Below are 24905 nucleotides of genomic sequence, written 5' to 3'. Positions count from 1 at the left end.
GTAAGCGCTTACTTTATCACAATTTAAATTATATCCTAATTATTGTGTAATATCAAGTGATGATTATTGACTATAAAATAGCCTAATTAACCATAACGAAGTTTATGTTTAATTACATCAGTCCCATGAGTTTTGCAAACGTCGGTACAATTAAATCAACGATTAATCCAATAACTACCATTGAAATAGATGCCATAGCGCCCTCTACTTCCCCAACTTCTATGGCCTTTGCCGAACCAATGGTATGTCCAGCTGTACCAAATGATAATCCTAACCCTATCGGATCGTTATCTAACTTAAACCATTTGATTAGTTGGCTACCCAAGGCATAAATAACAACAGCATTGACAATAACTGCCATCGCTGTAATAGATGCGGCTGTTGCGCCTAATTGGCCACCACCGGCAATAGTAGAAGAAATTGGTAACGCGATTGCCGTTGTTGCCGCTTGCGGTAACATAGCAATCGTTGCAATTTTTGATAAACCAAATAGACGTGAAATGGCAAAAATAAGAAGCAATGCTATTGTTAATCCAACGAATAAAGAAGTAAAAATCCGTAACCAATACCGTTTCACCAAGTCACGACGTTTGTATAATGGCACTGCAAACGCCATTGTTGCTGGGCTTAGGAACCAAAAGATGAAATCACCCCCAACTTTATACTGTTGATAGACTATTGTGGTAGGTTCCTGCAATAAACTAGACAAGCCAATCAAGACGAAAATACCCAGTATCATGCCAATGAATAAGGGCTGAAATATAAAAATTGGATATTTCTTGAAGAGTTGTTGACCAATCCAATAAACGATAATTGTTAAAAAAATGCCCCAAAATGGTGTGTTTAAAAAAGATAACATGTAACTGCTCCTAACAATTTATAATTTGTGGTGGACCTTATCACTAATTTTTGCTACTAGTCGTGAGGTATAAGCAACTGACAATAAAAGGATGACAGTTGAAATAATGACTACCGCAACAATTTTAATGCCTTCTTGTTTAAATAAAGTTAGCGAACTGGCAAGTGAAATTCCTGAAGGGACAAATAATAGCCCAATCAAGCCAATTAAATTTGTTGATAGGCTCTCTACCTGTTCTAATTTAACAAGGCCACTCACTAAAGCAATAAATAGTAATATCAAACCAATTAATGGTGTTGGGACAGGAAATCCGGGTAACACCATTGAAATACCGATGGATAAAATATTAGCTACCAGTAAAATACCGCTAAAAATTAAAAATTGTGTTAACAGTGGCGCTGCATTCTTTTTTTGATTATTTTTCATATGAATGCCCTCCTAATTTATTGTAAGCGCTTACATTACAACCTCAATTTTACACTCTTATAACCACATTGCAAGCGGTTTGAAAAAAATATAAAACAAGACAAATTTTTTACATGAAAATTTGTGCACAAGCCTCATTATCAATCTAAAAAAATGTATACTATTACACAAGTATCATTCTATAAAAATGCGCTTACACTTAACTACTTGACCGAAAAAGCGATCTAGAATTTTAGTGTAAACGCACAAATATTTTACTGTTAATCATCAATTTTAATGTTTATTTTTTATTGAATGAACCAACTTGCTTTGCTTTTGATAATACAATGCCAGAAAACTAAACTAACCACTGTTCTTCGTTATAGGCCATTTCCCAGAAGAGTACTTCATAGCGCAACGAATTTTTAAAAATATTCGTTAACTTTATACGCTGCGCGGTTGTCTGTTGTGCTGTTACCTTGTCAAATTCTTGAATTAGCCATTCAGTTAATTCACCAAAATCAGGTGAACTATACATTGCAATCCATTCGCCGTAAAGCGCATGTTTGGCACCTGGTGAATGGGCTAAACTTTTACCAATTGCTTCATATCCCCACATGCAAGGCAAAAGTGCCGCCAGAAGTTCGGCTTGACCGCCAGTCTGAGCAACTGATAGTAAATAATTTGTGTAGGCCAATGTTGTGGGCGCAGGTTCTGCAGATGCTAAGGTTTCTTCACTAATGTTAAATTGCGCCGCATATTGGTGATGTAATGACATTTCTTCAGTTAAAGTTGACTGTAAAATATTGGAAAACTGTGTCATAGTCGTCAAATCAATACTTTTTAAAGCACCTAAAGCAAACATTTTAGCATAATCTATCAAATATATATAATCTTGTATCATATAGTATTTAAATTTTTTGACTGGCAAAGTACCAGCGCCAATTTCTTGCACAAATGGATGTTTTAGATTAGCCTGCCAGATATTGTCGATTTCCGTTATAATTTCTTGACTAAATCCCATTTTTACTCCTTTTTGGTGTTTGTCCAATCCACAATAAACTGTGCTACAGATTGACTATATTGCACTAAACGCGTAATTGAAATACTTTCATCAACTGCGTGCGCATGACGTAAGTCACCTGGTCCGTATATAGCAGCAGGAATGTGTGCATCACCAAACCAACCACCATCTGTGACACTTGTTGAAACAGAAACTTTTGTTTTCGTTTTAAAGGCCGCTAAGTGTGCGTTTAGCAATGTTTTAACGGCAGGATGTTTTTCATTCACCTCTAATGCAGGAAAAATTTCGCCCCTATCCTCAATCATTGAGTGACCACCCCATTCGAAGGTGGGTAAATGATCGCGCAACCATGGATCTGCTTCTGATAATCGAGTGACAAATGATTCAATTTCTTGTGTAACAGATTGGTAGGTTTCATTTGGATAAAAATGAACTGTTAGCCATAAACGTGCTTCGTCAGCGACAAATGCTGCATTTCGGCCGCCCTCAATTACTGCAGGATTAATCGTATTCGTACCAGCAGGAAATCCAGGATAAATTTTATTTACTGCCCAATCACGTTCTAATTCCTGCAAACCAATGATTAATTTGGCCATTTTTTCAATGGCACTCGCTGCCCTTAACCCGCCACCAGCATGAATCATTTCACGGCGTAAACCATCATGGTAAGTTTTGTCACTTTTAATTGTCACCCATCCTGTAATAACACCGCCCTGCCCTTGAATCTCTAAATCACTCGAATCAGTTACAAGTGCAAAGTCTGCTGAGTAACCATGTTCAATTGTTGATTTCGTTCCAGCCTCACCTACTTCTTCTCCAATCACGGATTCAAAAAGTACTTTACCTGGCAAGATGATATTTTCATCATGTAAAATTTTTAAAGCAAATAATGCAGTTGCAAGTCCACCTTTCATATCTGATACACCACGCCCAATGATTTGATCATCACAAACGACAGCTTCAAAAGGTTTAAAAGTCCATCTTTCATCAGGATTTAACGCTGCAACATCCATGTGTCCGTTAATGATCAAACTTTGATATGTTGGATCGCCAACTTTGGCACCGACCACAATATCATCATTATCATATAATGCCCATCGATCAATATCAAAATCCAAAGGTCTTAAAAAATCAGCGACAAAATTTTGTGCGTCACGCGTATTTCGTGCTGGTGGCGCTGGTGTTTCGAAAGCAACCAGTTTTTTTACCAAATCTAATAGCTCGTCTTGTCGTGACTCAATTTGTTGATTAATTTTTGTTAAATCCATGCTTTACCTCCACGAAAAAAGCACTCTTGCCAGCGGACAAAAGTGCTCCAAAAAATTGGATTCAATAGGCGTTGCAAGCAAGTTAATGTTGCACCACAAATTACTTTCCTCCGCTGGTATTAGCCATCTCAGGTTCAAAGGGTACTTCTCAGCCATTTGGCGCCCCTAGTTTACTGTTTAATTATTTTATTGAGTATAACGTATTTTGACAGCCTTGTCAAAATATCTTGATTTCAAGTTGATTGCTACTATCCTTTATTCAATAGGAATAAAGCGATAAATTTAATTACTCAATAATATTTACCATAGTTCAAACGCAATAATTGTTCGTAATGTTGATATAAAATCGCAAAGCGATTCAAACTTCTTTTTTCCCAAGGTTTAGGATGCCCACAAAAATGTAAAATAACGGTATTTTCAAGAACCCATGGTATATCGATATTTCCCAAACTTTTAGTAAAATGGACCATGTTATCACGTGTATCGTAATTCCAAATCTCTTCAGGAATACTTAAAATATGGTCACTATATAAATAATTCAAAATATCTTGATCTGGTAATATTAATCTCTTAGCATGACGGTTAATAACTGAAATAATATCATTTAATTTTACTTTTTCCCTCATTTTGGTTAAATCCATTAACATCACACCAGAATTAAAATATTTATTTTTATTTTGGAATCGCACATTGTTTATTGTTTGGCTCACTCCTGTTAAACCGTTATGACTGGCCGCTGCAATCATCTGATTTTTCATATCTAACGTCCATAAGGGCTTAATTGGATTAATCACTAAAATATCAGGATCTAAATATAAAATCCGTGTCAATGTCTTTGGCAAGTATTCCCCACACAAAAGTCTAAAATACATTTCCGCTGGGTATTGTTTCAATGTGGGCGCTGATGACCAAACATCGACATCTACATGAATCATATGTAATTGATAACCCAATTTTCTAACAAATTCTGCTAATTGTTGACCAGATGTTTCAGAAATAGAATGATGTGCTAGCCAGATGTCGAACTTATCACCTGCATTAGTTTGCTTAATTGATAGTAACATAACTTTTAGTTGCGTGAGATAATTTTCGTCTAATGTTATTAATATATTGATTGTTTCCATTACTTATCTTGCCATCAATAATTTCATAGACCTTATCTGCATATGATCGCATTCGCAAATCATGTGTCACAATAACAACAGCTTTATTTTCATTCGTAGCTATGCCTTTAAATAGCTTAGCTACTTCATCCACACGCTGACTATCTAAAGCTGATGTTGGTTCATCTGCCAATATATAATCAGGATTAGTGTACAAAGCCCTTGCGATTGCTACTCTTTGTGTTTGTCCACCTGAAAGTTGATCTGGAAATTTGGATAGTAAGTTTGTGATATCAAGCTGTTTTAAATATTGCCTAAATAATTCTACCGGCAAGTTGTTGTCAGGTTTGATGCGCTTGACTAAATCAAATTGTTTTTGAACAGTGAGATATGGCACCAAACTATAAGATTGTAAGACAAAACCAATATGTGCTAGCCTAAACTTATCCGCTTCTTTTTTTGATAAAGTATTCAAATCACTGTCGTTTAAAAAAACATGACCACTGGTAGCAGCTTGTAAACCACCAAGAATGGTGAGAAGCGTACTTTTACCCGACCCAGAAGGACCAACAATCAAGGTTAGTTCCTTTGAATTTGCAGTAAAATTAACATGATCTAAGGCTGTCACTTGGCTTTCTCCTGCACCAAACGATTTTGTAACATCAATTAATTTAAGATTACCCATCACGTTTATCCTCCTATAACTGACATTGGATCAATTTTTGTAATTAATCTCACGGGTACGATTGCGCCAAGAATACCTGTCAGTATCAATCCCAAAGATGATAATGCTAGCAATTTAATATCAAAGAACATTGGTACTGATTCTGGTATAAACCATGAAGTGACAGCACATAATATGCCACTAATGACCACCGATAAAACCATAATAATCAGTGTCTCACTGATTGTATTTAACACGAGATATTGACCTGGAACGCCTTGAGCTCTTAAAACGGCAAAATTAGGTATTTTTTGAATAGTCAGAATATATAAAAAGATAGCCACAATAACAGCTGAAATCACCAACAAAAATCCGATCATAAATATAAATGTACTGTTTTGAGCAGTGTACCCTGGCATTTTATTAAATAATTGTGCTTTAGTGTAGGTTTTTAGATTTTTTATAGTGATTTTTTTAGTATCATTAGATACGACACCGCTGGCGTAAAATGTATCATTGACACCTTTGATATCCCCCCAGTTAGCCAAGTTGCCATATATAATTGGTGACATATTATACGTTGCGGTTTTAACGTATCCGACAACTTTGACAGCATGTCCAAGCATACCAAGTTTAATATGATCACCAATTTTTAATTTTTTTTGAGTCAGTGTTGATGAAATTAACACGTCATAACGATTATTAGGCATCTTGCCTTTGGTTAATTGAATTTGTTTATCAATTAAATTATTTTTTTGAATACCAACAAACATTGCTGATACACGTGCGTCATGTGATTTAACAATAATGGGCGCAATACCAACTGCTGACTGATTAACAGATAGGTTAGTTTTATCGATATCGTCGTTTGTCAGCAACGACTGACTTAAGTTACCATTGGCATCATTACTCATAGCAATATGAGTAATGCCCCAGTTATTGACAGCCGAAGTATTTTCATTAGCAAGCCCCATAGCTAACGCGCTTAAAATAAAAATTAAATAACTAATCAAGGTCATCACAACAATGATTAAGCCATATCTTAACTTTTCTTTGTGCATCTCATTTAATGTTAAGTACATAATTTAGCCTACTGTTTTCCAATTTTTCAACGTATGAAGCGTTGTTATGATAGGTATTTGTTTGTCAGGAGTTAAAAAAAACGTTCTAATTAATTGATGGACAGATTGTATTAATAACCACTGTGATATATCGTCAGCAGTTGCATTATTATCAAGTAAGCCAAAATCATGCTGTGCCTTTTTAACAGTTTCTTTTTGTAAAAGCGCTTCGTTAACAATGTAGTAATGACTTAAAAAATTAAAATGTGGACTAGTTTTAGCTTTTAAAATGAAGGATTCTGTTGATGACAAAATATCTTTTTTATCAATATTTTGGTGTATATCTGCAATCACATCATTCAAAACCCAGCGATAAGCATCTTCGATATCGTCAAAATAAGTGTAGAATGACCCTCTTGAAATATGGGCCAGTGCTACAATATTTGATATTTTAGAGTCTGCTAAAGTATAAGTTGAAAATTCGTTATACATGGCATCATATAGCTTATGTTGCTTTTCTGCGCTAAGATTTAAAAATGTTTTTGTTGGCATAAGTATTATTAATCTCCTATAAATGACATTATGTCACTTTTATGACACTGTGTCAATTTTTATGAACAGACAATTATTAATATTTTATTGATAGCTCGTTATATCATGTATACGCAATTTATAATGCGGGCACACGAAAAAAATGTGATCATTTTTCAAAATAATGATCTTTCATTTTGAATATATGTGGTAAACTGTAGAGGTAAAATATCTGGGGTGCCTTGAGCTGAGATTATACCCATTGAACCTGATTTAGTTAACACTGACGAAGGAAGATGTTTGTAAATTGATTCATCAAAAACGTTTTTTGATTGAAAATATCATTTTCAACTTTTGTCCCAATCCCAGCTCAGCTAGAGCTGGGATTTTTCCTAATATTTTATAAAAAATAAAGATGGAGAAAAATACAATGAAATTTAGCGAACTAGCACATAAGGAAACAAAAATGCTTTGGCAATCCAGCAAAGATCATCCTTTTATTAAAGGCATTGAACACGGTACCTTACCCTTATCAGCCTTCAAATCTTATCTTTTACAAGATAATTTTTATGTTCAAAACTATCTTGCAATTTACGATAAAATACTATCAACTACAGACGATAATAAAATTATTCAAGAATTGCAGTCAGGTATCTTAGCAATCAACGATTATGATGTGATGCAGCAAAAAAATATTTATAAACAACTTAATATCACAGAAAAAAGTATTCATGAAACGCACATGTTACCAACAACATACCACTACATCTGCCACATGCACCATGCGTTTAATGAGTACAATGAAATCCATGCTTTATCAGCATTATTACCCTGTCCATGGCTATATTTAGAAATATTTGAAGAAATGTTAGCACGCAAAGATTATTTGCAAGGCTCAGAGCAAATTTATATTGACTTTATAGAATCTTATGCTGATTCAAATTTCCAAACATATGTTCATAAAATGATTGCATTACTTGATGATTTAGTGGCTACTCGCTTCAATGAAATCCAAATAGATATTCTTTTACAACAATTTGTGTATAGTAGTGCCGAAGAATTACGATTTTGGCAAATGACTCTGCTACCAGAAGAATGGAATAAATATCCCGTGGCACAATCGTTTTAAAATGCAATTAGATTATTTGAGAGATAACGTTGACTTTTTTTAAAAACCAGCTAGAACATTAATAAGTTCTTAACATGATACAACCTTAGTTAAAAAATATTATTTTTTGAAAGTTAGTGTTGGTATTATTATTGCTGATGTACCAGAATAGATAAACTTACCGAATGAATCATAATCAATAAACAAACCCACTAACTGTTAGATTAAGTGGGTTTGTTTACGTTTATTTGTTAAGTACTGATGATTGGCCATTCAAAAATAAAAAACCAATCACCAGTGTGTGTTAGCATTTAATTAAATTCTTCGTAAGTATTTGGATCTTGATTGTCTACACGGCCATTTACTCTTGTCAATGAGTTAATAGCTGTGACTTCATCTGCCGTTAATTCAAAATTCCAAAGATCAAGATTAGCGCGTTGGTGTTTGAGACTACCAGCTCTAGGAACAGGTAGAACATCACGTTGTAGATGCCAACGTAAAATAATTTGTCCTGCATTTTTTTGATATTTTTCTGCTAATTCCAAAATAATTGGTTCTTTTAATTCGCCACTCCCACGACCTAAGGGGCTCCAAGCTTCAGTAATTATGCCACGATCCTTGTTAGCCTGCAACAAATCTTCTTGTATCCAGTAAGGATGGATTTCATTTTGGTTGACTGCTGGTGTAACGCCGGTTGCTTTAATGATACGATCTAAGTGTGCCACTTCAAAATTTGATACACCGATAGACCGTATCAATCCACGCTTTTGAGCTTCAATAAGAGCAGTCCAAGCTTCAACATAATTATCGCGCTTAGGTAACGGCCAATGGATTAAATACAAGTCCAAATAATCTAAACGCAAACGCAAAAGCGTTTCCTCAATCATTTTTAAAGCATCATCTCTATGATGATATTGGCCTGGAAGCTTTGACGTTACATAAAATGATGACCTCGGCACACCTGAACGCCTGATTGCCTCGCCAACGGCCCCCTCGCTATCATAATTAGTAGAGGTGTCAATCAGACGGTAACCACTCTGAATAGCTGCTAGAATTTGATCAACACCTTGCATACCACGTATTTGGTATGTTCCTAACGCTATTTGAGGTAATAGATGTCCATCATTTAAACTATAAACTGGTACAGAATTATCATTCACTGAATTTTCTCCTAACTGTTAATTATTTAGCAGAAAAATTAGTCTGCTATTTTAAGTTTACACTGACAGGTGAATTAATTGTTCGATTTGAATTTTAAAACAAGTGTTACTAAAAGATACTTTTTAACGCTTAACCTGAGAACCGAATATCATTGAGACAACAAGTACAAGAATAACTGCCCCAATAATTGATGGAATAATAGCCATTCCAGCTAGGCTAGGTCCCCAATGGCCCAGTATGCCTTGACCAATAGCGGACCCAATCAGCCCTGCTACAATATTACTAATCCAACCCATTGATTCACCTTTATTTGTGATGGCACCTGCAATAGCACCAATGATTGCACCAACTATTAATGACCAAATCATCATTCAACCTCCATCTTTTCTTTTGAGAATCATCATGTTATAACACAATAAATCTTATAATTTCAGTCTATCATTAACTAATAGTGCTGACAATTAAATTGCTTACAAAGGCAACTACTAAAAAGAAAGCACAAATTAATTTGTGCTTTCTTTAAAATTATATTATTCATAAATTAGTTGTATATCGTATCTTCCAACTTATCTCCGAGTTTATCAATGCCTTTAGCTGTGAAAATAGTGGTGCCAATAACTAACCCACTAATAATTAACGTTGAAGCTAGTGTAAATTTAATAATATTTTTTATCATAATATACCCCTTAAAGTGATATTGGTGATCTAATTTATATCATCATAGTGACTTATTTTTTACGTGATCGAGAACTTTGAATTTCATGATAAAGACTAAACAACAACTGACCAACTGCTAGTAATAATGATAGTTTACCCCAAAATCCAGTACCGTGTTTTTCTTTTGTCATGTTTATATTCTCCTTTATAATATTTCCATCCACATCTGACCTGATTGTAACTTTTAACAAACTACATTGCAAGTAATATGCTATTTTTTTAGCGTAATGAAGCATTTAATTCGCTTGTTTACGTAGACGGAAATATTTATGAATTTCTGTAATAACTAATACAATGGCCCCTGTTAGAATAACAATTAACCAATTAAACCACGATAAGGCAGCCGTTGAAAAAACGCTTTGCATGAAAGGCACGTAAGTGAAGAATAATTGTAAGACAATCATTAACCCAATGGCAACAAAAGCCATGGGGTTAGACCACAAAGAACGACTGAGCACGGGCGCTTCTGTTCTAATGTTGAATAGGTAAAATATTTTCCCGGAAATAATAATATTAACAACCATCGTACTGGCAACAGCGAAACTAACACTGGATCCGAGTGTTTCAAAAACCGCTAATCCGACAGCAGCAATTAATACACTGACATAAGTCATTTGAAAGATATCATGACGATTCATCAATTTAGCACTTGTTTTACGCGGTGGTCGGTTCATTAAACCAGGTTCAGCCGGCTCAAAGATAAATGCCAATTGAATTGTGATTGCTGAAACCATATTAATCCATAATAATTGTGTTGGTGTCAATGGCATAGGTTGTTGTAAAAAGATACTCATAACAACAATCAAACCTTCAGCAAAACTTGTAGGCAGTAAAAACAAGATTGTTTTTCGAATATTGTCATATAACCTTCTGCCTTGCTCAATTGCAATTTTGATAGTTGAAAAATTATCATTTGCCAAAACCATATCAGCGGAATCTTTGGCGACATCAGTCCCTTTGATTCCCATTGCTACACCAATATCAGCTTTTTTAAGCGCTGGCGCATCATTGACGCCATCCCCGGTCATTGCAGTTACCAAACCGTTTGCTTGGAAAGCTTGTATGATACGTAACTTATTTTGTGGCGTCGTCCGGGCAAACACGTCATATTTTGTTACAACTGCTGCAAGGTCTTGATCATTCAATGCATCAACATTAGAACCTGTCATCGCTTTAATATCATTAGCCAATCCCAATTGCCCGCCGATGGCCATAGCTGTATCTGAACTATCTCCCGTAATCATTTTTACGCGAATACCGGCATGACGCATGTCTTTAATCGCCTCGACAACCTCTGGTCTTGGTGGATCAATAATGGCTGCCAAGCCGAGAAAAGTAATCCCCGACGCTGACAAGAGTTCATGGGTCACTTCGTTTTCATCACTTGAGACATCATGATAGCCAACTGCAATCACCCGTTTACCAGTTTTTGCAAATTGTTGTGATAACTGTAACCAATAAGCACGATCAAAATCTTTCGAATGACTCGCTAGCTCAAACAATTTATCGGGTGCGCCCTTAATAGCAATAAAACGATGACCAGTTTGATTTTCTACCAAACGTGCCATATAACGATACTCTGAATCAAAAGGAATACGATCAATTTCTTTTAGTTTAGGTGTCTTTTGACCAAAGGCCTTATAATAAGCGGATAAAAATGCGCCATCAGTCGGTTCACCATTAATTTGCCATTGATCATTTTCTGGTACAAGGAATGTGTCATTAGCTTGTTGCCCCATTGTCAAAAACATTTCTAATTCTTTGTTTTGAGAAACGTCAACAACAAGATTATCTTTTAAAATTTGACCATTAGGTGCATAACCTGTTCCTGTAACACGATAATGCGTTTGATTAATAACAATATCTTGCAAGGTCATTTCATTTTTAGTTAATGTACCAGTTTTATCAGAAGCAATAATATCAACAGCACCTAAGGTTTCTGCCGCAGGTAAAGTTTTAACAATGGCACTCTTTTTAGTTAATGCTTGCACACCTGTGGCCAAAATAACTGATGTTGCGGCTGGCAGTCCTTCCGGCATTGATCCAACAATCATGGTAATAATTGCCATTGCCAGCACAGGTAATGCATAAACATTCATAACCCAACCTAATACAAAAGTGATTACTGCGACACCAATAATAAACCATGAAATACCCCTGCCCAAGGTATCTAATTCTTTTGTCAAAGGTGATTTATTATCTTTAACATCTGAAACGCTTTGTGAAATTAAACCGATTTCTGTTTTGAGACCTGTCGCAATAACAATACCAGTAGCACTGCCGTTAGTAACTGCCGTTGTTGCATAGGCCATATTAGCACGCTCAGCTAAAGGTGTTTCAATTGCAACACTAGTGCTGGATTTCAACACTGAATCGGCTTCACCGGTTAAAGATGACTCTTGAATTCGCAAATTATCAGCATCTAGAATTCTTAAATCAGCAGGAACATTGTCCCCTGCCTCTAAATAAACAAGATCACCAGGTACTAGATTTCTAGATGGTATGTCAAATCTGTTATTGTTACGAATGACTGTCGCCTCAACGGACAACATATTTTTAATTTTTTCGAGGGCATTGCTAGCGTTAATTTCTTGAAAATAGCCAATTAGTGCATTAATAATAACAACTAAGCCGATAACCGTGGCATCAGAATAATGACGCATCAACAACGTTAACAATGCTGCTACAATTAAAATATAAATAATAACATTATTAAATTGCTTTAAAAAAATCAACCATTTTGGTGTTGATTTTAACAACATCTCATTAAAACCATAGGCCGTTAACTTAGCACTGACTTCGCTATCCTTTAAACCTGACGGATAGTGTCCATCAAAATCTTTGACAACTTCCTGCCAGTTGTCAGCATGATAATTATGTGCTAACGGCTCAGGTATCGGGGGTACATCTTCTTTCTTTGTCTTCATGTTCTTGTAACACTCCTTTTAAGAAAAGTTTCTTTGCGTCTCGCTGATTAAGGTTGGCCGTCATACTCGGTGCAGTATGATTATAGTCGGTTTCCCACGATGGTTCGTCGCTACTCCCGCAAGAGGTACAAGATTATAAAAAAGTGTCTTAATATTATTTAATTTTACCAATAAATCACATTAAAATCAAATGACATTTCCCTTGGAAAATTGCGATGTTGTTCAAGATGTTAATGTCCACAAAAAAAGCGCTTCATACATTCAAAAGCGCTGTTACATTTTTTGTTAAGCTTCGTCATACCATGAAAAATGATACATTTCACCTGATGGTTTGTCAGTTCTTTCATACGTATGTGCGCCAAAATAATCACGTTGTGCTTGTACTAAGTTTGCTGGCAAAACTGCTGAACGATATGAATCATAATAAGCAATAGCTGCTGAGAGTGCTGGCGTAGGAATACCAGCACTAACCGCCATTGCCACGACACGGCGTGTGGCATTTTGATATGATTCGGCAATGTTTTTGAAATAAGTATCCAAAAGTAAATTGTGCAAGTTATTATTCGTACTATAAGCATCGGTAATGCGTTGTAAGAATTGTGCTCGAATAATTGCACCTGCACGCCATAATTGTGCTAACTCACCAAAAGGCAGATCCCAATCGTAATGATTAGAGGCCATACGTAATTGATCAAATCCTTGTGCGTAAGACATAATTTTACCAAAGTATAATGCTTGGCGAATATCTTCCTTTGTGGCATCAACATCCCCAGTAAATTTGGATTCTGGACCTGTCAATACCTTAGAAGCTGCTACACGATCAGACTTCATAGCAGAAATATAACGCGCATAAACAGATTCTGTAATTAATGACTGTGGTGCACCGACAGCCAACGCGGATTGTGAAGACCATTTACCGGTGCCTTTATTACCCGCCCGGTCTAAAATCATATCAACAATTGGTTGATCAGAACCCAAGTCATCTTTTCTTGTCAAAATATCGGCTGTAATTTCGATTAAATACGAGTTTAATTCGCCATCATTCCAGTGAGCAAAAGTTGATGATAAATTATTTTGATCTAATTTTAATAGACGTTTTAAAATATCATATGCTTCTGAAATGAGTTGCATGTCACCATATTCAATGCCATTATGAACCATTTTAACATAGTGACCCGCACCATTAGGGCCAACATAAGTAACTGTTGGTTGATTGTCTTCAGGCGCTCTAGCAGCGATTTTACGCAAAATAGGTGCAACTAGGTCATATGCTTCTCGTTGGCCACCAGGCATCAACGAGGGGCCTTGTAACGCACCAAGCTCTCCTCCTGAAACACCCATACCAATAAAATTAATACCAGATTGCGCTAATTTCTCAGAACGACGTATTGTGTCTTCGAAATAAGTATTACCGCCATCAATTAACATGTCTCCCTTGGTTAATTGTGGCAGTAATTCATCAATCACAGCATCTGTTCCTTTGCCGGCTTTAACCATTAATAAAATACGCCTTGGCGTCTTAATTGCTTGTACAAATGATGCAATTGAATAACTTGGTACAAATTTTTTATCCGCATGCTTTGTGATCAAATCTTCTGTACGTTCACGTGAACGATTATATACCGCAACACGGTAACCACGTGATTCTATATTAAGCGCTAAATTACGCCCCATTACTGCTAAACCAACAACACCAAAATCTGCTTCTGACATTTTTTACCTGCTTTCTGTGTGCAAAAAACTGTGCTATCCTATTTGTTTATAAAAAATGATATCTTTTAACAAGTAAGATTAAATTGTGTAACCGCTTACAATATAGTCTTATTTAATTCGTCTGTCAACAATTAGTTATTATAATCACAAATAAGAACCTTTATACTGTGGTTTAACGTACGAAAAAATGCTAATGATTACTTGATCATTAGCATTTTTTAAATTATTTTACACTGTGTGCGATATCAGCGTTATAAATGTACGAACGCGTCATTGGTAACTTTGCTCCAGAGGCACCTTTAGTAAGCAAATACTGAACAACGTCAATATTGCCTGATTCAAATGAAGCAGCACATGCTTGTAAATAAAGATCCCACATACGATAGAACCGTTCCCCATATTTTGAAATAACTTCTTCACTAACATGGTGAAAGTTTTCAGTCCAAATTTCTAACGTTTTTTGATAGTGGCGGCGTAGTGGTTCAACATCATCTATCTGCATTGATGACTTCATAATGTGTCCGATATTTTCAGCAATATTCGGAATGTATCCACCTGGGAAAATGTACTTATTAATCCAAGCATCTACACCGGCACCATCATGTTGACCAGTAATACCATGAATTAAGGCAGTACCATTATCAACTAAACGGTTTTTAACTTGTTCAAAGTATTCTTCCAAGTTTTCTTTACCAACATGTTCAAACATGCCAACAGAAGTAACATGATCATAAGTTTGCTCTAGTTCACGGTAGTCTTTTAGATAGACATGAACACGATCTTGCAGACCCTCTGCTTCAATTTTGTTGGTTACAAAGTCGTACTGTTCTTGGCTTAAGGTAACACCTGTAGCCTCTAAATTGTATTCTTTAGCTGCAGTAAACATTAATGTACCCCAACCACAACCAATATCTAAGAGTGTTTCACCAGGTTTAGTATGTAACTTATTTAAGATGTGACGTACTTTATTCCATTGTGCATCTTCTAATGAATCATCTTCACTAGCAAAATAGGCACAAGAATAAGTCATGGTTGGATCAAGCCACATCTCGTAAAAGTCATTACCAATATCATAATGACTTTGAACATCTGTCTTACTAATTTTCTCTGTATGTGCGTGTTTTGGAATTAATTTTGAAAATTTTGAATTGTTTAAAAAACTATCCTTCGAACTATACACCGTCTTAACTAAGTGTTGTAAATCACCTTGAATTTCAATTTTGCCATCCATATAGGCTTCACCAAAAGTCAATGATGCATGTGACATGATATCTTTAATTGGTATAACTTCGTGTAAGATGATTTTAGCGATAGGTTCTCCCGAACCATAGCTCACTTGTTCACCATCCCAGAATTCAACGTCGATTGGGGCGTTAAAACTAGCTTTGAAAATCTGCTTGTAAATTGTCTTGTCTAACATCTGTTTTTCCCCTTTGTGCTATATAAAGATTGTAGAAAAACAACTATAAAAAGTCAAATGAAATTCGTGATTTTAAAAACATTTGTAAGAAATAACACAAACATTGAAATCGTGTGCTAATCGTGTCATTGGTTTACAACGTTAAATTAAAATAACATGATTATCCTAAAAATTTCAAAATAAAACAGTAATAAACCACGCTTAAGGAATCATAAAAATTAAAAAATATGTTTATTGCCAGTGCGTCATCAACTAAAAATTGTCTAACAAACTTATTGATATGTCATAACAAAATGCTGTGTTTCATCGTAACATTTGTTAGCTAATGCTGTTTGGTAATTAAACTGATATTCATGTGTCACTTCTTTTTGATCATGATTGAAAAATAAACTCGTGACAGGGACATGTAATTGTTGTAACCGTTTTTCAAATGCCAATCCTTGTTCTTGAAAAGAATAAGCATTACCATCAGTTATATATATTGGTGGAAATTGATCAGTGATTTGTTTAACAAGTGATGCTTGTTGTAACGTATTCGATGTTCGCCAGTTTCTGTCCCCTAGCTCACTCCACGCAACGGTATTGATAAACCATCTCATCAGCAATGATTTTGGTTGTTGCGTAGCTACCTGCTGTAAATCAAGTGGCCCGCAATAAGAAATTGTTCCTTTAATTTGACCAGCTTTTAGTTCAGCTGGCATAGCCATTTTTTTAGCATAATTTGCATTTGTTTGGATAGTTGCGTATTGCAATGCAATTTGCGCACCCGCAGAATCACCACCAAACATAACACGTGAAAGATTCAATTTTTGTTGGTACATGGCTGTTGTTTTTAAATATTTTACAACATCATTGACTTGTTGTACCTGACTCGGATATATAGCTGATGGCGCAGTTTGGTAGTTTATGCTAACAACCGCAACATGTGTATCGTTCACTAGCTTTGTAGCAAATTCCCGCATTCCTGACTTATCACCACCAACGTACCCGCCACCATGTACCCATATTAAAGTCGTTACTGGTTTTGTTTCCTTTTTAGGCGTATATATGTCTAACGTGTTTTTTTGTGCTGAAGACTCATAGCGCACGTCACTTTTAACCGCAACATTTTTCTTTGATCGCCCGAACACTTTTTGATTAGTAATTTTGACAGGGCCATTAAACATACGACCAATAATATAAGCACTGGGCCATGGCGACGTCGTTACAGCTATTGTCATAATAATGATTACGGTAGTTAATAGTATGCCAAGCACCTTTAAACTTTGTTTTATTTTCTGAAACATATGCTGTCCTTTTTAATAAAATAATGCTTATTATCATTGGTTTGATTGGCCAATTGTCATTATTTATTTAAATTTAATCAAAACGACACCTATAATCATGAGCACCATGCCAAAAATAGGGTTAATTATCGATGATAAAGAAAGTATTATATCGTTTTAGTATAATAAAATAATTAATTTTTGGCAACTATTAAACTATCAACCAAAAAATTGCAGAAACATTGACATTGTGCTAGAATAACGCGTGTAGATATGTCTACACATAGTTTAAGCAAGTTACTAAACTCAATATTTCAAATCAAACGAAAGTAAGGATATTCTGATGTCTCAAATTAATGCAAGTATCGCTGTTCAGGTATTACCTATGACCGCTAACAAAACAGAAGTCATTCGTATTGTTGACCATGTTATTGCCTATATCGATCACTCCGGTGTCAATTATCAAGTGGGCGCTTTTGAATCAACCTTGGAAGGCGATTATGATCAACTTATGGATATTTTAAAAGCCTTACCTCTGGTTGCAGCAGAAATAACAGATATCCCGGTTATGCTATATAGTAAAATAAATATGACGCCTAATGGGGATGTTTTAACTATTGCGCAAAAAACAGATAAATATCTTTCAAAATAAAATTTTATTTGATCATAGTATACACACTAAAAGCCTTCAAAAATTGGAAGGCTTTTAGTGTTGCTTAATTTTCTTCTTTATCTAATGCCGCTTGAGCGAGAAGATTTAAATAATTAAATGGTCGATCAAACCAAGGTTGAAATAACATATCTACAAAAGCTAAATCAGTCAATGTCATGCGATTTTGAATTGCCACCGACGCCGTATTAGCTGATTGAGAAATGTCGTATTTACTTTGTAGTTGGACACCTAAAATACGTTGAGTCCCTTTCTCCCAAGTAATCGTCATCAATACTGGTTCAGTGGATGACATAAACTCGGGTCGGAAATTGTCGGTCATTGTTAAACTATCAGCGTCAAGTCCTAATTCTTTTGCATGGGTGGCAGTCAGACCTGAGGACGCCATATTTAAATCATATAGTTTCAAACCTGAAGTAGATTGCGTACCCATATATTTAATCGTTGGCGTCGTTAAATTATAACCGATCAATGTGCCTTGACGTACTGCATTCGTTGCCAAAGGAATATAGGCATTTTCACCAGTAGGATTATAATGAACAGCGACTGAATCCCCCGCAGCAAAAACATCTGGATTACTAGTTTGCATATAATCGTTAACAATTAAAGCCCCATTTTTGGTCATTTCAAGTTGACCTTGAAATAACTGTGTTGTTGGTCGGAACCCAACAGACATGACAACTAAATCAGCCGAAAAATTACCATCATTTGTTTTAATAATAATTGCTTCTTCAGTACTTTCAAATGCCTGTACCGTTTTCCCTGTTTCAACAGCAATTCCGTGACTGGTGAATAAATTAGTTACATTTTTGGTAAATTCATCATCAAAATAGCGATTCAAAACCGTCGGTTGGTTATCAATTAAGGTAACTTCGCTACCTTTCACGTTAAATGCTTCAACCAGTTCAGTACCAATATAGCCACCACCAATAATGACAACGCGCTTAATATTATTATCATTGGCATAACGGATGAGTTCTTGTGCATGCGTATAATTTTTTGATAAAACAATTCGTTTATCATCAATTCCCGGAATGGGAGGAACAACTGGCCAAGAACCAGTAGAAGCAACTAATTTATCATAGCTTTCTGTGGTCGTTTCATGGGTAACAAGATTTAAGACATCAACTGTTTTATTAGCTGTGTCTACACGTGTCACTTCGTGATTCATGTGAATATTCGCACCCGCTTCTTTTAAAAGTTTTGGTGATGAGTAAAATAGATCGTCAATATTTTCAACTTCTCCCTGAACGGTTAGTGCAATACCACACGAAAGAAAAGAAACATTATCATTTTTCTCATAAACATCTACTACAACATTTTTATGTCGCTTTGTTATGGATTTAATTGCAGCCGTACCAGCATGTGTTGCACCAATAATAATAACTTTCATTGTTTTGTCCTCCAAAGGTAGATTATTTTTCTTGATACTTTTATTGTATAATTAATTCACATACAAAAAATTGACTTAAGTCAAGAAAGAGTGAAAAATGTCACATTCTGCTTTTGCCTGTATTAAAGCCGCACCTATCTTCTCTCAACTTCCCGATGCTCTAATCGAAGAACTAGTCAACATATCCATACATCAAAAACATTATACTGCTGGCAGTTATATTTACGAACCAGATGATGATTTATCTGCATTAATTATTGTGGACACTGGTAAAATTGATGTTTTAAATGTTAATGAAAATGGTCAAGAGTTGCTGCTATATACATTGCTTAGTCATCAAGTGGACGTCGAATCTTCATTGTTCACCGATGCACGTCATCATCATTTCGCTCGCGCAAAGACTGACTCAAGTGTCTGCATGATTCGCCGAACAGACTTTCAAAATTTATTACAAAAAAATCCAACACTGTCCTTAAATATGTTGAATGTATATGGTGAACGATTAACTGAATTAGAACAACGTCAAATTAGTTTATCATTACAAAGTGCAGATGAACGTTTACTCAAATACCTTCATGAAATTGCGGCTATCAAGATGAACAATACCTTTGAATTAGCTGTAACCAAAAAAGAATTAGCTGTTTCACTACACATCACACCAGAAACATTGAGTCGACTATTTAAAAAATTAATCACAAATGGCACCATTATATTAGATAAACGAAAAGTCATCATACTTTGATAATGATTTTTTGGCAATGACAAAAGAACATGACCTGTTTAATTAATAGGTCATGTTCTTTTTCATATTTGTAACTGGTCACGTACTGGCTGAAATGATCGGCGATGAATTGGTGTAATTCCTTTTTTTTTCAAGCCATCTAAATGTTCTTTTGTCCCATAACCAGCATTATTTTCAAAACCATAACCCGGATAAGTGACACTATATTCAGTCATTAAGCGGTCGCGTGTCACTTTAGCAATAATACTAGCAGCGCCAATCGAATTACTCAACGTATCACCTTTTATCAACGATTCTTGTACGATTGGCATATCCAATGACATTGCATCAATTAATAGTACTTCTGGTTCTGGTGCAAGATCTTTCACTGCTTTTGTCATTGCCAGTCTGGCTGCTTGATAGATGTTAATATCGTCTATTATTACTGCATCAACTATTCCAACTCCGATTGAGACGGCCTGTTCAACAATGATATGATATAATTCTTCACGTTTTTTTGTTGACAGTTGTTTTGAATCAATGACATCAATATTATGAAAATTGGACGGTAAAATAACTGCTGCCGCAATTACCGGACCAGCCAATGGCCCACGGCCAACTTCATCAATCCCAGCAATATTTGTTACACCTTGCTGCCAATAGTGCCGTTCAAAAGAAAAGCGTCCCTGAAATGCTTGTTCTTGCTGTTTCAGTTTGGCATATTTTTTATCCCAAGATTTCAACGCTGTTTGAACGCCTAAACGTGAATCCATTCGCCACTGTAATAAACGCACATCAGATATATCGTCAATTTGTTTCAATAATGCTTTAATACTACTAATTGTTTCAGTCATTTGTTGCCACAATTAAATCTAACGTAAATGTTCCCAGCTTTCCCTTACGTAAATCATTTAATAATCGTTCACTCGCTTTTTCATAATTATCTTTAAAACCCAGTTTATTTGTAATTTCGAGTAATATCTGTACATTTTCTTGCTCAAAAATATTCTCTGTCAAATGATATCTTTCAATAATCGATTCAGGTCGGTAACTTCTAAAAAAACCAATCAGAAATAATGCTGCATCATCTTTAGCAAAAATCGTATCTTTAACTGCACCTGTTAATGCTAATTTCATTCCAATGATTTGATCTTCAAACTTAGGCCACAACACACCTGGTGAATCTAACAAGTCTAATTTTGTTGGCGTTTTCAACCAAGCAATTTTTTTGGTCACGCCTGGACGATCCGCAGTTGGTGCAACATTTTTCATAACTAAATGGTTAAGTAAGGTTGATTTACCGACGTTTGGAATACCAGTAATCATTGCACGAATGGGTTGATCCTGAATACCACGCGCCGTTTGTGCTGCTTTTTTTGATGCCACTGCGCGTCTGGCTGCTTTTGTAACCAATTGTGGTGTGCGTGGATCACGTGTATCAAGTACTAAGACAGTATGTCCCTCTGATTCAAAACGTGCTTTCCAGGCTCGAATTTGCTCAGGATCTGCTAAATCAGCCTTTGTCATAATTAACAAGCGTGGCTTTGAGCCAATTAGTTTATCAACTTCTGGATTACGTGAGCTTTCTGGAATGCGTGCATCGACTAGTTCAAAAATAACATCAACCAATTTTAAATTTTCGCGCATTAAGCGAAAAGCTTTAGCCATATGGCCAGGGAACCATTGTATTATTTGTGCCATGATTATTTATGTATACGCTTTTTATCGCGTAAATACCTTTCTTATCTTAATATTTATGTGCTTGCAGCATGGTATAGTTCCCATGCTTTATCAAATGTGGTCATACCCATCAGGTAGGTTGTATTTTCTTCCAAATATTTTGAAACTTCATCAAAATCAGTACTTTGTTTTGGAAATGTTGAATCCAAAAAAGCATTATTTGCAAATTGCTGTATTTCGTTAGCCGAAACTGCGTTTCTATTTGTCATTAACCAACTATAAAATGAACGATTACTTCCTGCCACCAGCGACCCCTCCTTCAAAAATAAAATTATCTGATTTCATATCAATCACTTTCGCGCGAAAAGACATGCCTTGTGTTACTGGTAATTTCGTCATATCAATAAAGATTTGTTTCTTTTTAGGATTAATTTGCACGAACTTTGGTGCATCATAACTAGATTTGACATATTGCATCACTGCACTTATTGGCAATGGTAGATTGCCAATAGCTAATTTTTGAGCTGTTAAAATAACATTCCCGTTTTTTGTGATTTCTGGTCGCAACATCATGCCAAACTTAAAATTTTCCCCGAGAAATTTTGCACTACCATACATCATAATATTATCCTCAACACGGAAAGTATAGCCATTAGTATTAGAATCACTCAAATAATAAGCAACTAAAGCATTCACTTGTTTTTTATTGAGTGACACATCAAAGGTTGCATCTGAAGTGGCAACTTTAGATTGATGATCTGTCATTGCCACTGGTTGTGCCGCGACACGAAAGAAAAAAATACCAGTTAATAAAATTATACCTAAAAGTGCCCAAAAGGACCAAAACCAAGGTGACTGTTTTCGTTTCAAAAATTGTGGCCTGCTTAGTGTTTTATCAACCATTTTTCCTGTTCCTTTCTCATGGCTTGATATAGCTGCGTTGTCATATAATTATAACCTGTATTATTTGGATGGTAGTTATCTATCTGACTAATCCATGTATTTTTGACATGCGTTTCTCCCATCAAAGTCGCCGTCATGGCTTGATTGTTATTTGGATTTTCAGTATCTTTTTTAACAGCTTGTTGATCCAATGATTGCCTCATTTTTTTTGTTCGATATTGACCAAAAGTTAAGTCAAACGCGCCAACATAGTAACTATTCTTATCTTGTTTAGCGACATGACGATTAATCGTGTTAAAAAGCGTGACATCTTGATTTAAGTCTTTTCTTTGTGGGAAATGAACAAATAGGGGATTATAATTACCAAAAATAAAAATAGGTGCTTGATTATTGTATGTTCTAATATCATGAAAAAGTCGTGTTAAGTTAGTTTGATAGGCAGTTTGGTCACTGACTACAGCGGCCGTTAAATCTGTGGGTGATTTTGCAAATACGTTTTTTAACAATGATTGCTGCAGATCATTGCCCCCAGAAGTCAAAACAATGACATCAGCCCGCTTAACTGCCTGTTGAAATTTAGGTTGAGAATTCAAACGTTTCTGAATTTGATCTGATCGATCCCCTGATTTGCCAAAATTTGACATAGTGACAGCAACATTGTACTGTGTATCAATTTTTTTTGCAATGCGTCCAGAATAGCCTTGTTCTCCTTTATCATCACCTATACCTTCTGTTAGCGAATCACCCAATGCAACCAAATTAATATGCTTTACTTTAGCTAATTTGGCTGCTCTTTGCGGTGTAGCATTTTTAACTGATGGTTGTGTTTGCTTGAACCAAAAAAATGTAACTATCCCAATTATAGCAACAACAATAAATGCGATTAATATTTTAAACCTTTTTTTCATCGTTTACCCCTAGAAGTATGTCTATTCTATTGTATCAAAAATACTGTCATTGCGCTAAACCACCATTTAAATCACGGATTTTTTGTACTGGAATTTAAAAAAGCAACCAATTAAGATTGCTCTAACAGGATTTATTTTGCTAATGCAATAATTTTTAAAATCGTATCGGTAGCTTGTGACATGACAGTCGTAGACACATACTCAAAACGACCATGCATATTCTCACCACCAGCAAATAAATTAGGTGTTGGTAATCCGAGAAAAGTGATTTTTGAACCGTCTGTACCACCACGAACAGGCTCAATAATAGGATTAATGTTTAGGGCTAACATCGCTTCTTTGGCTAATGTTACCGAGCGCATATCATCTTTTAAAATTTCACCCATATTATAGTACTGGTCCTTTAATGTGATAGTCACCCGATTTTGACCAAATTTAGTGTTGAACTGGTTTACAATATCTAATAGCTTTTGTTTACGATTTTCAAATTTAACGCGGTCATGATCACGGATAATATAACGTAATTGTGCTGATTCTGGATTACCTTCAATTGCCATCAGATGCCAAAAGCCTTCACGACCTGTTGTGTGTTCTGGGCGATCACTTTCAGGTAATTGCGCATGAAAGTCAAATGCGACTTGAATAGCATTAATCATGGTATCTTTAGCGGTACCAGGGTGAACATTACGTCCCTGTATATCAACTGTTGCGCTTGCTGCAGAAAATGTTTCCCATTCTAATTCGCCAGCTGGGCCACCATCTACAGTGTAAGCAAAATCAGCGCCAAAAGCATTTGTATCAAAGTTGTCTGCTCCAATACCAATTTCTTCGTCAGGTCCAAAAGCAAACCGTAAATCCCCATGCAAAATATCTGGATGGGTCACGAGATATTTTGCAGCGGTTACTATTTCTGCAACCCCTGCCTTGTCATCAGCACCAAGTAAAGTTGTACCGTCTGTTGTAATCAAAGTATGTCCAACATATTTTGTCAAACTTGGAAATTCTGTTGGTTTTAGTATATAACCACTATCTCCCAATTCTATATTAGACTTACCGTCATAATTTTCAATTATTTGTGGTTTAATATTGGTACCATTAAAATCTGCCGTATCAACATGCGCAATAAAACCAAGGGTTGGTAATGTTGTATTGTCACTGTTACTTGCTAACTCAGCAAAAACATAGCCATCTGGCATGATACGAACATTTGTCAATCCAATTATTTCTAGCTCTCCAGCCAATTGAGACAAAAAAGCGACTTCCTTATTAGACGAAGGTACTGTTTGTGAAGTTTCATCAGATCGTGTGTCTACTGCAACATATTTCAAAAAAAGTTGTGTTAGTTCTGGGTATTTTTCAGTTTTCATGAGTTATGATATGATTTTTATCTATTGCTGTTAACAA

Annotated in this window: 25 protein-coding genes and 2 riboswitches; of the genes, 3 read left to right on the top strand and 22 right to left on the bottom strand. The window is 35.6% G+C overall.

All coding sequences use genetic code 11. From position 1 onward, the window contains the following. Positions 1-112: 112 nt before the first annotated feature. The 8 genes from K5Q14_RS01775 to K5Q14_RS01740 all read right to left on the bottom strand — a co-directional run bounded on the left by K5Q14_RS01775 (position 113) and on the right by K5Q14_RS01740 (position 6936). The gene (locus K5Q14_RS01775) at positions 113-859 is read right to left on the bottom strand and encodes an LrgB family protein (RefSeq protein ID WP_220734110.1); all 747 of its coding nucleotides are present in this window, start codon (positions 857-859) and stop codon (positions 113-115) included. An 18-nt stretch (positions 860-877) separates the two neighbouring features. Further along, positions 878-1285: a CidA/LrgA family protein gene (locus K5Q14_RS01770; RefSeq protein ID WP_220734109.1), complete on the bottom strand. Its 408-nt coding sequence runs from the start codon at positions 1283-1285 to the stop codon at positions 878-880. A gap of 337 nt (positions 1286-1622) precedes the next feature. After that, a complete protein-coding gene (gene tenA, locus K5Q14_RS01765; protein ID WP_220734108.1) occupies positions 1623-2288 on the bottom strand; it encodes a thiaminase II in 666 nt (221 codons plus the stop codon). 2 nt (positions 2289-2290) lie between these two features. Further along, entirely contained in the window at positions 2291-3556 is a 1266-nt protein-coding gene (locus K5Q14_RS01760; RefSeq protein ID WP_220734107.1) for an acetylornithine deacetylase, read from the bottom strand. 88 nt (positions 3557-3644) lie between these two features. Continuing rightward, positions 3645-3733, bottom strand: a riboswitch (TPP riboswitch). A 113-nt stretch (positions 3734-3846) separates the two neighbouring features. Beyond that, positions 3847-4680 carry a glycosyltransferase family 8 protein gene (locus K5Q14_RS01755; RefSeq protein WP_220734106.1) on the bottom strand — a complete coding sequence of 278 codons (834 nt, stop codon included), beginning with the start codon at positions 4678-4680 and terminating at the stop codon, positions 3847-3849. After that, positions 4604-5344 (bottom strand): ABC transporter ATP-binding protein, encoded by a 741-nt coding sequence (locus K5Q14_RS01750; RefSeq protein WP_246587510.1) that lies wholly within the window; start codon positions 5342-5344, stop codon positions 4604-4606. The genes K5Q14_RS01755 and K5Q14_RS01750 overlap by 77 nt, the downstream gene beginning before the upstream one ends. A 5-nt stretch (positions 5345-5349) precedes the next feature. Next, on the bottom strand, positions 5350-6405 hold the full coding sequence (locus K5Q14_RS01745) for an ABC transporter permease (RefSeq protein WP_220734105.1): 1056 nt from the start codon (positions 6403-6405) through the stop codon (positions 5350-5352). 3 nt (positions 6406-6408) lie between these two features. Next, positions 6409-6936, bottom strand: a complete 528-nt coding sequence (locus tag K5Q14_RS01740; RefSeq protein ID WP_220734104.1) for a TetR/AcrR family transcriptional regulator — start codon at positions 6934-6936, stop codon at positions 6409-6411. Positions 6937-7138: 202 nt separating this feature from the next. Beyond that, positions 7139-7227: riboswitch (TPP riboswitch) on the top strand. 118 nt (positions 7228-7345) lie between these two features. On the opposite strand from K5Q14_RS01740, the gene K5Q14_RS01735 reads away from it, so the two are divergent. Further along, the gene (locus K5Q14_RS01735) at positions 7346-8044 is read left to right on the top strand and encodes a thiaminase II/PqqC family protein (RefSeq protein ID WP_220734103.1); all 699 of its coding nucleotides are present in this window, start codon (positions 7346-7348) and stop codon (positions 8042-8044) included. Between the two features lie 290 nt (positions 8045-8334). Here the strand turns inward: K5Q14_RS01735 and K5Q14_RS01730 are convergent, their stop codons facing one another. The 7 genes from K5Q14_RS01730 to K5Q14_RS01705 form a co-directional block, all read right to left on the bottom strand. Beyond that, positions 8335-9183 carry an aldo/keto reductase gene (locus tag K5Q14_RS01730; protein WP_220734102.1) on the bottom strand — a complete coding sequence of 283 codons (849 nt, stop codon included), beginning with the start codon at positions 9181-9183 and terminating at the stop codon, positions 8335-8337. Between the two features lie 123 nt (positions 9184-9306). Further along, positions 9307-9552, bottom strand: coding sequence for a GlsB/YeaQ/YmgE family stress response membrane protein (locus tag K5Q14_RS01725; protein WP_220734152.1), 246 nt, complete (start codon positions 9550-9552; stop codon positions 9307-9309). A gap of 173 nt (positions 9553-9725) precedes the next feature. Next, positions 9726-9860: a hypothetical protein gene (locus K5Q14_RS09875; RefSeq protein WP_281419671.1), complete on the bottom strand. Its 135-nt coding sequence runs from the start codon at positions 9858-9860 to the stop codon at positions 9726-9728. Between the two features lie 277 nt (positions 9861-10137). Then, entirely contained in the window at positions 10138-12828 is a 2691-nt protein-coding gene (locus K5Q14_RS01720; protein ID WP_220734101.1) for an HAD-IC family P-type ATPase, read from the bottom strand. Positions 12829-13113: 285 nt separating this feature from the next. Then, complete coding sequence (gene gnd, locus K5Q14_RS01715; RefSeq protein WP_220734100.1) at positions 13114-14541, bottom strand: NADP-dependent phosphogluconate dehydrogenase; 1428 nt, start codon at positions 14539-14541, stop codon at positions 13114-13116. Between the two features lie 223 nt (positions 14542-14764). After that, positions 14765-15961 carry an SAM-dependent methyltransferase gene (locus K5Q14_RS01710; RefSeq protein ID WP_220734099.1) on the bottom strand — a complete coding sequence of 399 codons (1197 nt, stop codon included), beginning with the start codon at positions 15959-15961 and terminating at the stop codon, positions 14765-14767. 272 nt (positions 15962-16233) lie between these two features. Next, positions 16234-17247 (bottom strand): alpha/beta hydrolase, encoded by a 1014-nt coding sequence (locus K5Q14_RS01705; RefSeq protein WP_220734098.1) that lies wholly within the window; start codon positions 17245-17247, stop codon positions 16234-16236. Positions 17248-17569: 322 nt separating this feature from the next. On the opposite strand from K5Q14_RS01705, the gene K5Q14_RS01700 reads away from it, so the two are divergent. Further along, positions 17570-17878, top strand: a complete 309-nt coding sequence (locus K5Q14_RS01700) for a thiamine-binding protein (RefSeq protein WP_373306150.1) — start codon at positions 17570-17572, stop codon at positions 17876-17878. A 64-nt stretch (positions 17879-17942) separates the two neighbouring features. On the opposite strand, the gene K5Q14_RS01695 is transcribed toward K5Q14_RS01700, so the two are convergent. Next, positions 17943-19289, bottom strand: a complete 1347-nt coding sequence (locus K5Q14_RS01695; RefSeq protein WP_220734097.1) for an FAD-dependent oxidoreductase — start codon at positions 19287-19289, stop codon at positions 17943-17945. 97 nt (positions 19290-19386) lie between these two features. On the opposite strand from K5Q14_RS01695, the gene K5Q14_RS01690 reads away from it, so the two are divergent. Further along, the gene (locus K5Q14_RS01690; protein WP_220734096.1) at positions 19387-20031 is read left to right on the top strand and encodes a Crp/Fnr family transcriptional regulator; all 645 of its coding nucleotides are present in this window, start codon (positions 19387-19389) and stop codon (positions 20029-20031) included. A gap of 62 nt (positions 20032-20093) precedes the next feature. Here the strand turns inward: K5Q14_RS01690 and rnhB are convergent, their stop codons facing one another. The 6 genes from rnhB to pepT all read right to left on the bottom strand — a co-directional run bounded on the left by rnhB (position 20094) and on the right by pepT (position 24868). After that, on the bottom strand, positions 20094-20864 hold the full coding sequence (gene rnhB, locus K5Q14_RS01685; protein ID WP_220734095.1) for a ribonuclease HII: 771 nt from the start codon (positions 20862-20864) through the stop codon (positions 20094-20096). Then, entirely contained in the window at positions 20857-21711 is an 855-nt protein-coding gene (ylqF, locus tag K5Q14_RS01680) for a ribosome biogenesis GTPase YlqF (RefSeq protein WP_220734094.1), read from the bottom strand. Before ylqF ends, rnhB begins: the two co-directional genes overlap by 8 nt. Before the next feature lie 53 nt (positions 21712-21764). Beyond that, a complete protein-coding gene (locus K5Q14_RS01675) occupies positions 21765-21995 on the bottom strand; it encodes a YozE family protein (protein ID WP_220734093.1) in 231 nt (76 codons plus the stop codon). After that, positions 21982-22593 (bottom strand): YpmS family protein, encoded by a 612-nt coding sequence (locus tag K5Q14_RS01670; protein ID WP_220734092.1) that lies wholly within the window; start codon positions 22591-22593, stop codon positions 21982-21984. Before K5Q14_RS01670 ends, K5Q14_RS01675 begins: the two co-directional genes overlap by 14 nt. Next, positions 22575-23501, bottom strand: coding sequence for an SGNH/GDSL hydrolase family protein (locus tag K5Q14_RS01665; protein ID WP_220734091.1), 927 nt, complete (start codon positions 23499-23501; stop codon positions 22575-22577). Before K5Q14_RS01665 ends, K5Q14_RS01670 begins: the two co-directional genes overlap by 19 nt. A gap of 131 nt (positions 23502-23632) precedes the next feature. Beyond that, the gene (pepT, locus tag K5Q14_RS01660) at positions 23633-24868 is read right to left on the bottom strand and encodes a peptidase T (RefSeq protein WP_220734090.1); all 1236 of its coding nucleotides are present in this window, start codon (positions 24866-24868) and stop codon (positions 23633-23635) included. Positions 24869-24905 lie beyond the last annotated feature (37 nt).

This window comes from Leuconostoc inhae (genome assembly GCF_019656015.1).
GTDB classification, from domain to species: domain Bacteria; phylum Bacillota; class Bacilli; order Lactobacillales; family Lactobacillaceae; genus Leuconostoc; species Leuconostoc inhae_A.
The sequence above is the reverse complement of the archived record's forward strand: the minus strand, read 5'-3'. Positions and strand labels throughout refer to the sequence as shown.

Excerpts from the sequence above, each read along its gene's own strand:
- K5Q14_RS01710 (WP_220734099.1), bottom strand. The coding sequence starts at position 15,961 with ATGTTAGACAAGACAATTTACAAGCAGATTTTCAAAGCTAGTTTTAAC.
- tenA (WP_220734108.1), bottom strand. The coding sequence starts at position 2,288 with ATGGGATTTAGTCAAGAAATTATAACGGAAATCGACAATATCTGGCAG.
- K5Q14_RS01705 (WP_220734098.1), bottom strand. The coding sequence starts at position 17,247 with ATGTTTCAGAAAATAAAACAAAGTTTAAAGGTGCTTGGCATACTATTA.
- K5Q14_RS01750 (WP_246587510.1), bottom strand. The coding sequence starts at position 5,344 with ATGGGTAATCTTAAATTAATTGATGTTACAAAATCGTTTGGTGCAGGA.
- rnhB (WP_220734095.1), bottom strand. The coding sequence starts at position 20,864 with ATGACTGAAACAATTAGTAGTATTAAAGCATTATTGAAACAAATTGAC.
- K5Q14_RS01735 (WP_220734103.1), top strand. The coding sequence starts at position 7,346 with ATGAAATTTAGCGAACTAGCACATAAGGAAACAAAAATGCTTTGGCAA.
- K5Q14_RS01665 (WP_220734091.1), bottom strand. The coding sequence starts at position 23,501 with ATGAAAAAAAGGTTTAAAATATTAATCGCATTTATTGTTGTTGCTATA.
- K5Q14_RS01725 (WP_220734152.1), bottom strand. The coding sequence starts at position 9,552 with ATGATTTGGTCATTAATAGTTGGTGCAATCATTGGTGCTATTGCAGGT.
- K5Q14_RS01775 (WP_220734110.1), bottom strand. The coding sequence starts at position 859 with ATGTTATCTTTTTTAAACACACCATTTTGGGGCATTTTTTTAACAATT.
- K5Q14_RS01720 (WP_220734101.1), bottom strand. The coding sequence starts at position 12,828 with ATGAAGACAAAGAAAGAAGATGTACCCCCGATACCTGAGCCGTTAGCA.
- pepT (WP_220734090.1), bottom strand. The coding sequence starts at position 24,868 with ATGAAAACTGAAAAATACCCAGAACTAACACAACTTTTTTTGAAATAT.
- K5Q14_RS01745 (WP_220734105.1), bottom strand. The coding sequence starts at position 6,405 with ATGTACTTAACATTAAATGAGATGCACAAAGAAAAGTTAAGATATGGC.
- K5Q14_RS01755 (WP_220734106.1), bottom strand. The coding sequence starts at position 4,680 with ATGGAAACAATCAATATATTAATAACATTAGACGAAAATTATCTCACG.
- K5Q14_RS01700 (WP_373306150.1), top strand. The coding sequence starts at position 17,570 with ATGTCTCAAATTAATGCAAGTATCGCTGTTCAGGTATTACCTATGACC.
- K5Q14_RS09875 (WP_281419671.1), bottom strand. The coding sequence starts at position 9,860 with ATGATAAAAAATATTATTAAATTTACACTAGCTTCAACGTTAATTATT.
- K5Q14_RS01670 (WP_220734092.1), bottom strand. The coding sequence starts at position 22,593 with ATGGTTGATAAAACACTAAGCAGGCCACAATTTTTGAAACGAAAACAG.
- K5Q14_RS01760 (WP_220734107.1), bottom strand. The coding sequence starts at position 3,556 with ATGGATTTAACAAAAATTAATCAACAAATTGAGTCACGACAAGACGAG.
- K5Q14_RS01690 (WP_220734096.1), top strand. The coding sequence starts at position 19,387 with ATGTCACATTCTGCTTTTGCCTGTATTAAAGCCGCACCTATCTTCTCT.
- K5Q14_RS01770 (WP_220734109.1), bottom strand. The coding sequence starts at position 1,285 with ATGAAAAATAATCAAAAAAAGAATGCAGCGCCACTGTTAACACAATTT.
- gnd (WP_220734100.1), bottom strand. The coding sequence starts at position 14,541 with ATGTCAGAAGCAGATTTTGGTGTTGTTGGTTTAGCAGTAATGGGGCGT.
- K5Q14_RS01695 (WP_220734097.1), bottom strand. The coding sequence starts at position 19,289 with ATGAAAGTTATTATTATTGGTGCAACACATGCTGGTACGGCTGCAATT.
- K5Q14_RS01740 (WP_220734104.1), bottom strand. The coding sequence starts at position 6,936 with ATGCCAACAAAAACATTTTTAAATCTTAGCGCAGAAAAGCAACATAAG.
- ylqF (WP_220734094.1), bottom strand. The coding sequence starts at position 21,711 with ATGGCACAAATAATACAATGGTTCCCTGGCCATATGGCTAAAGCTTTT.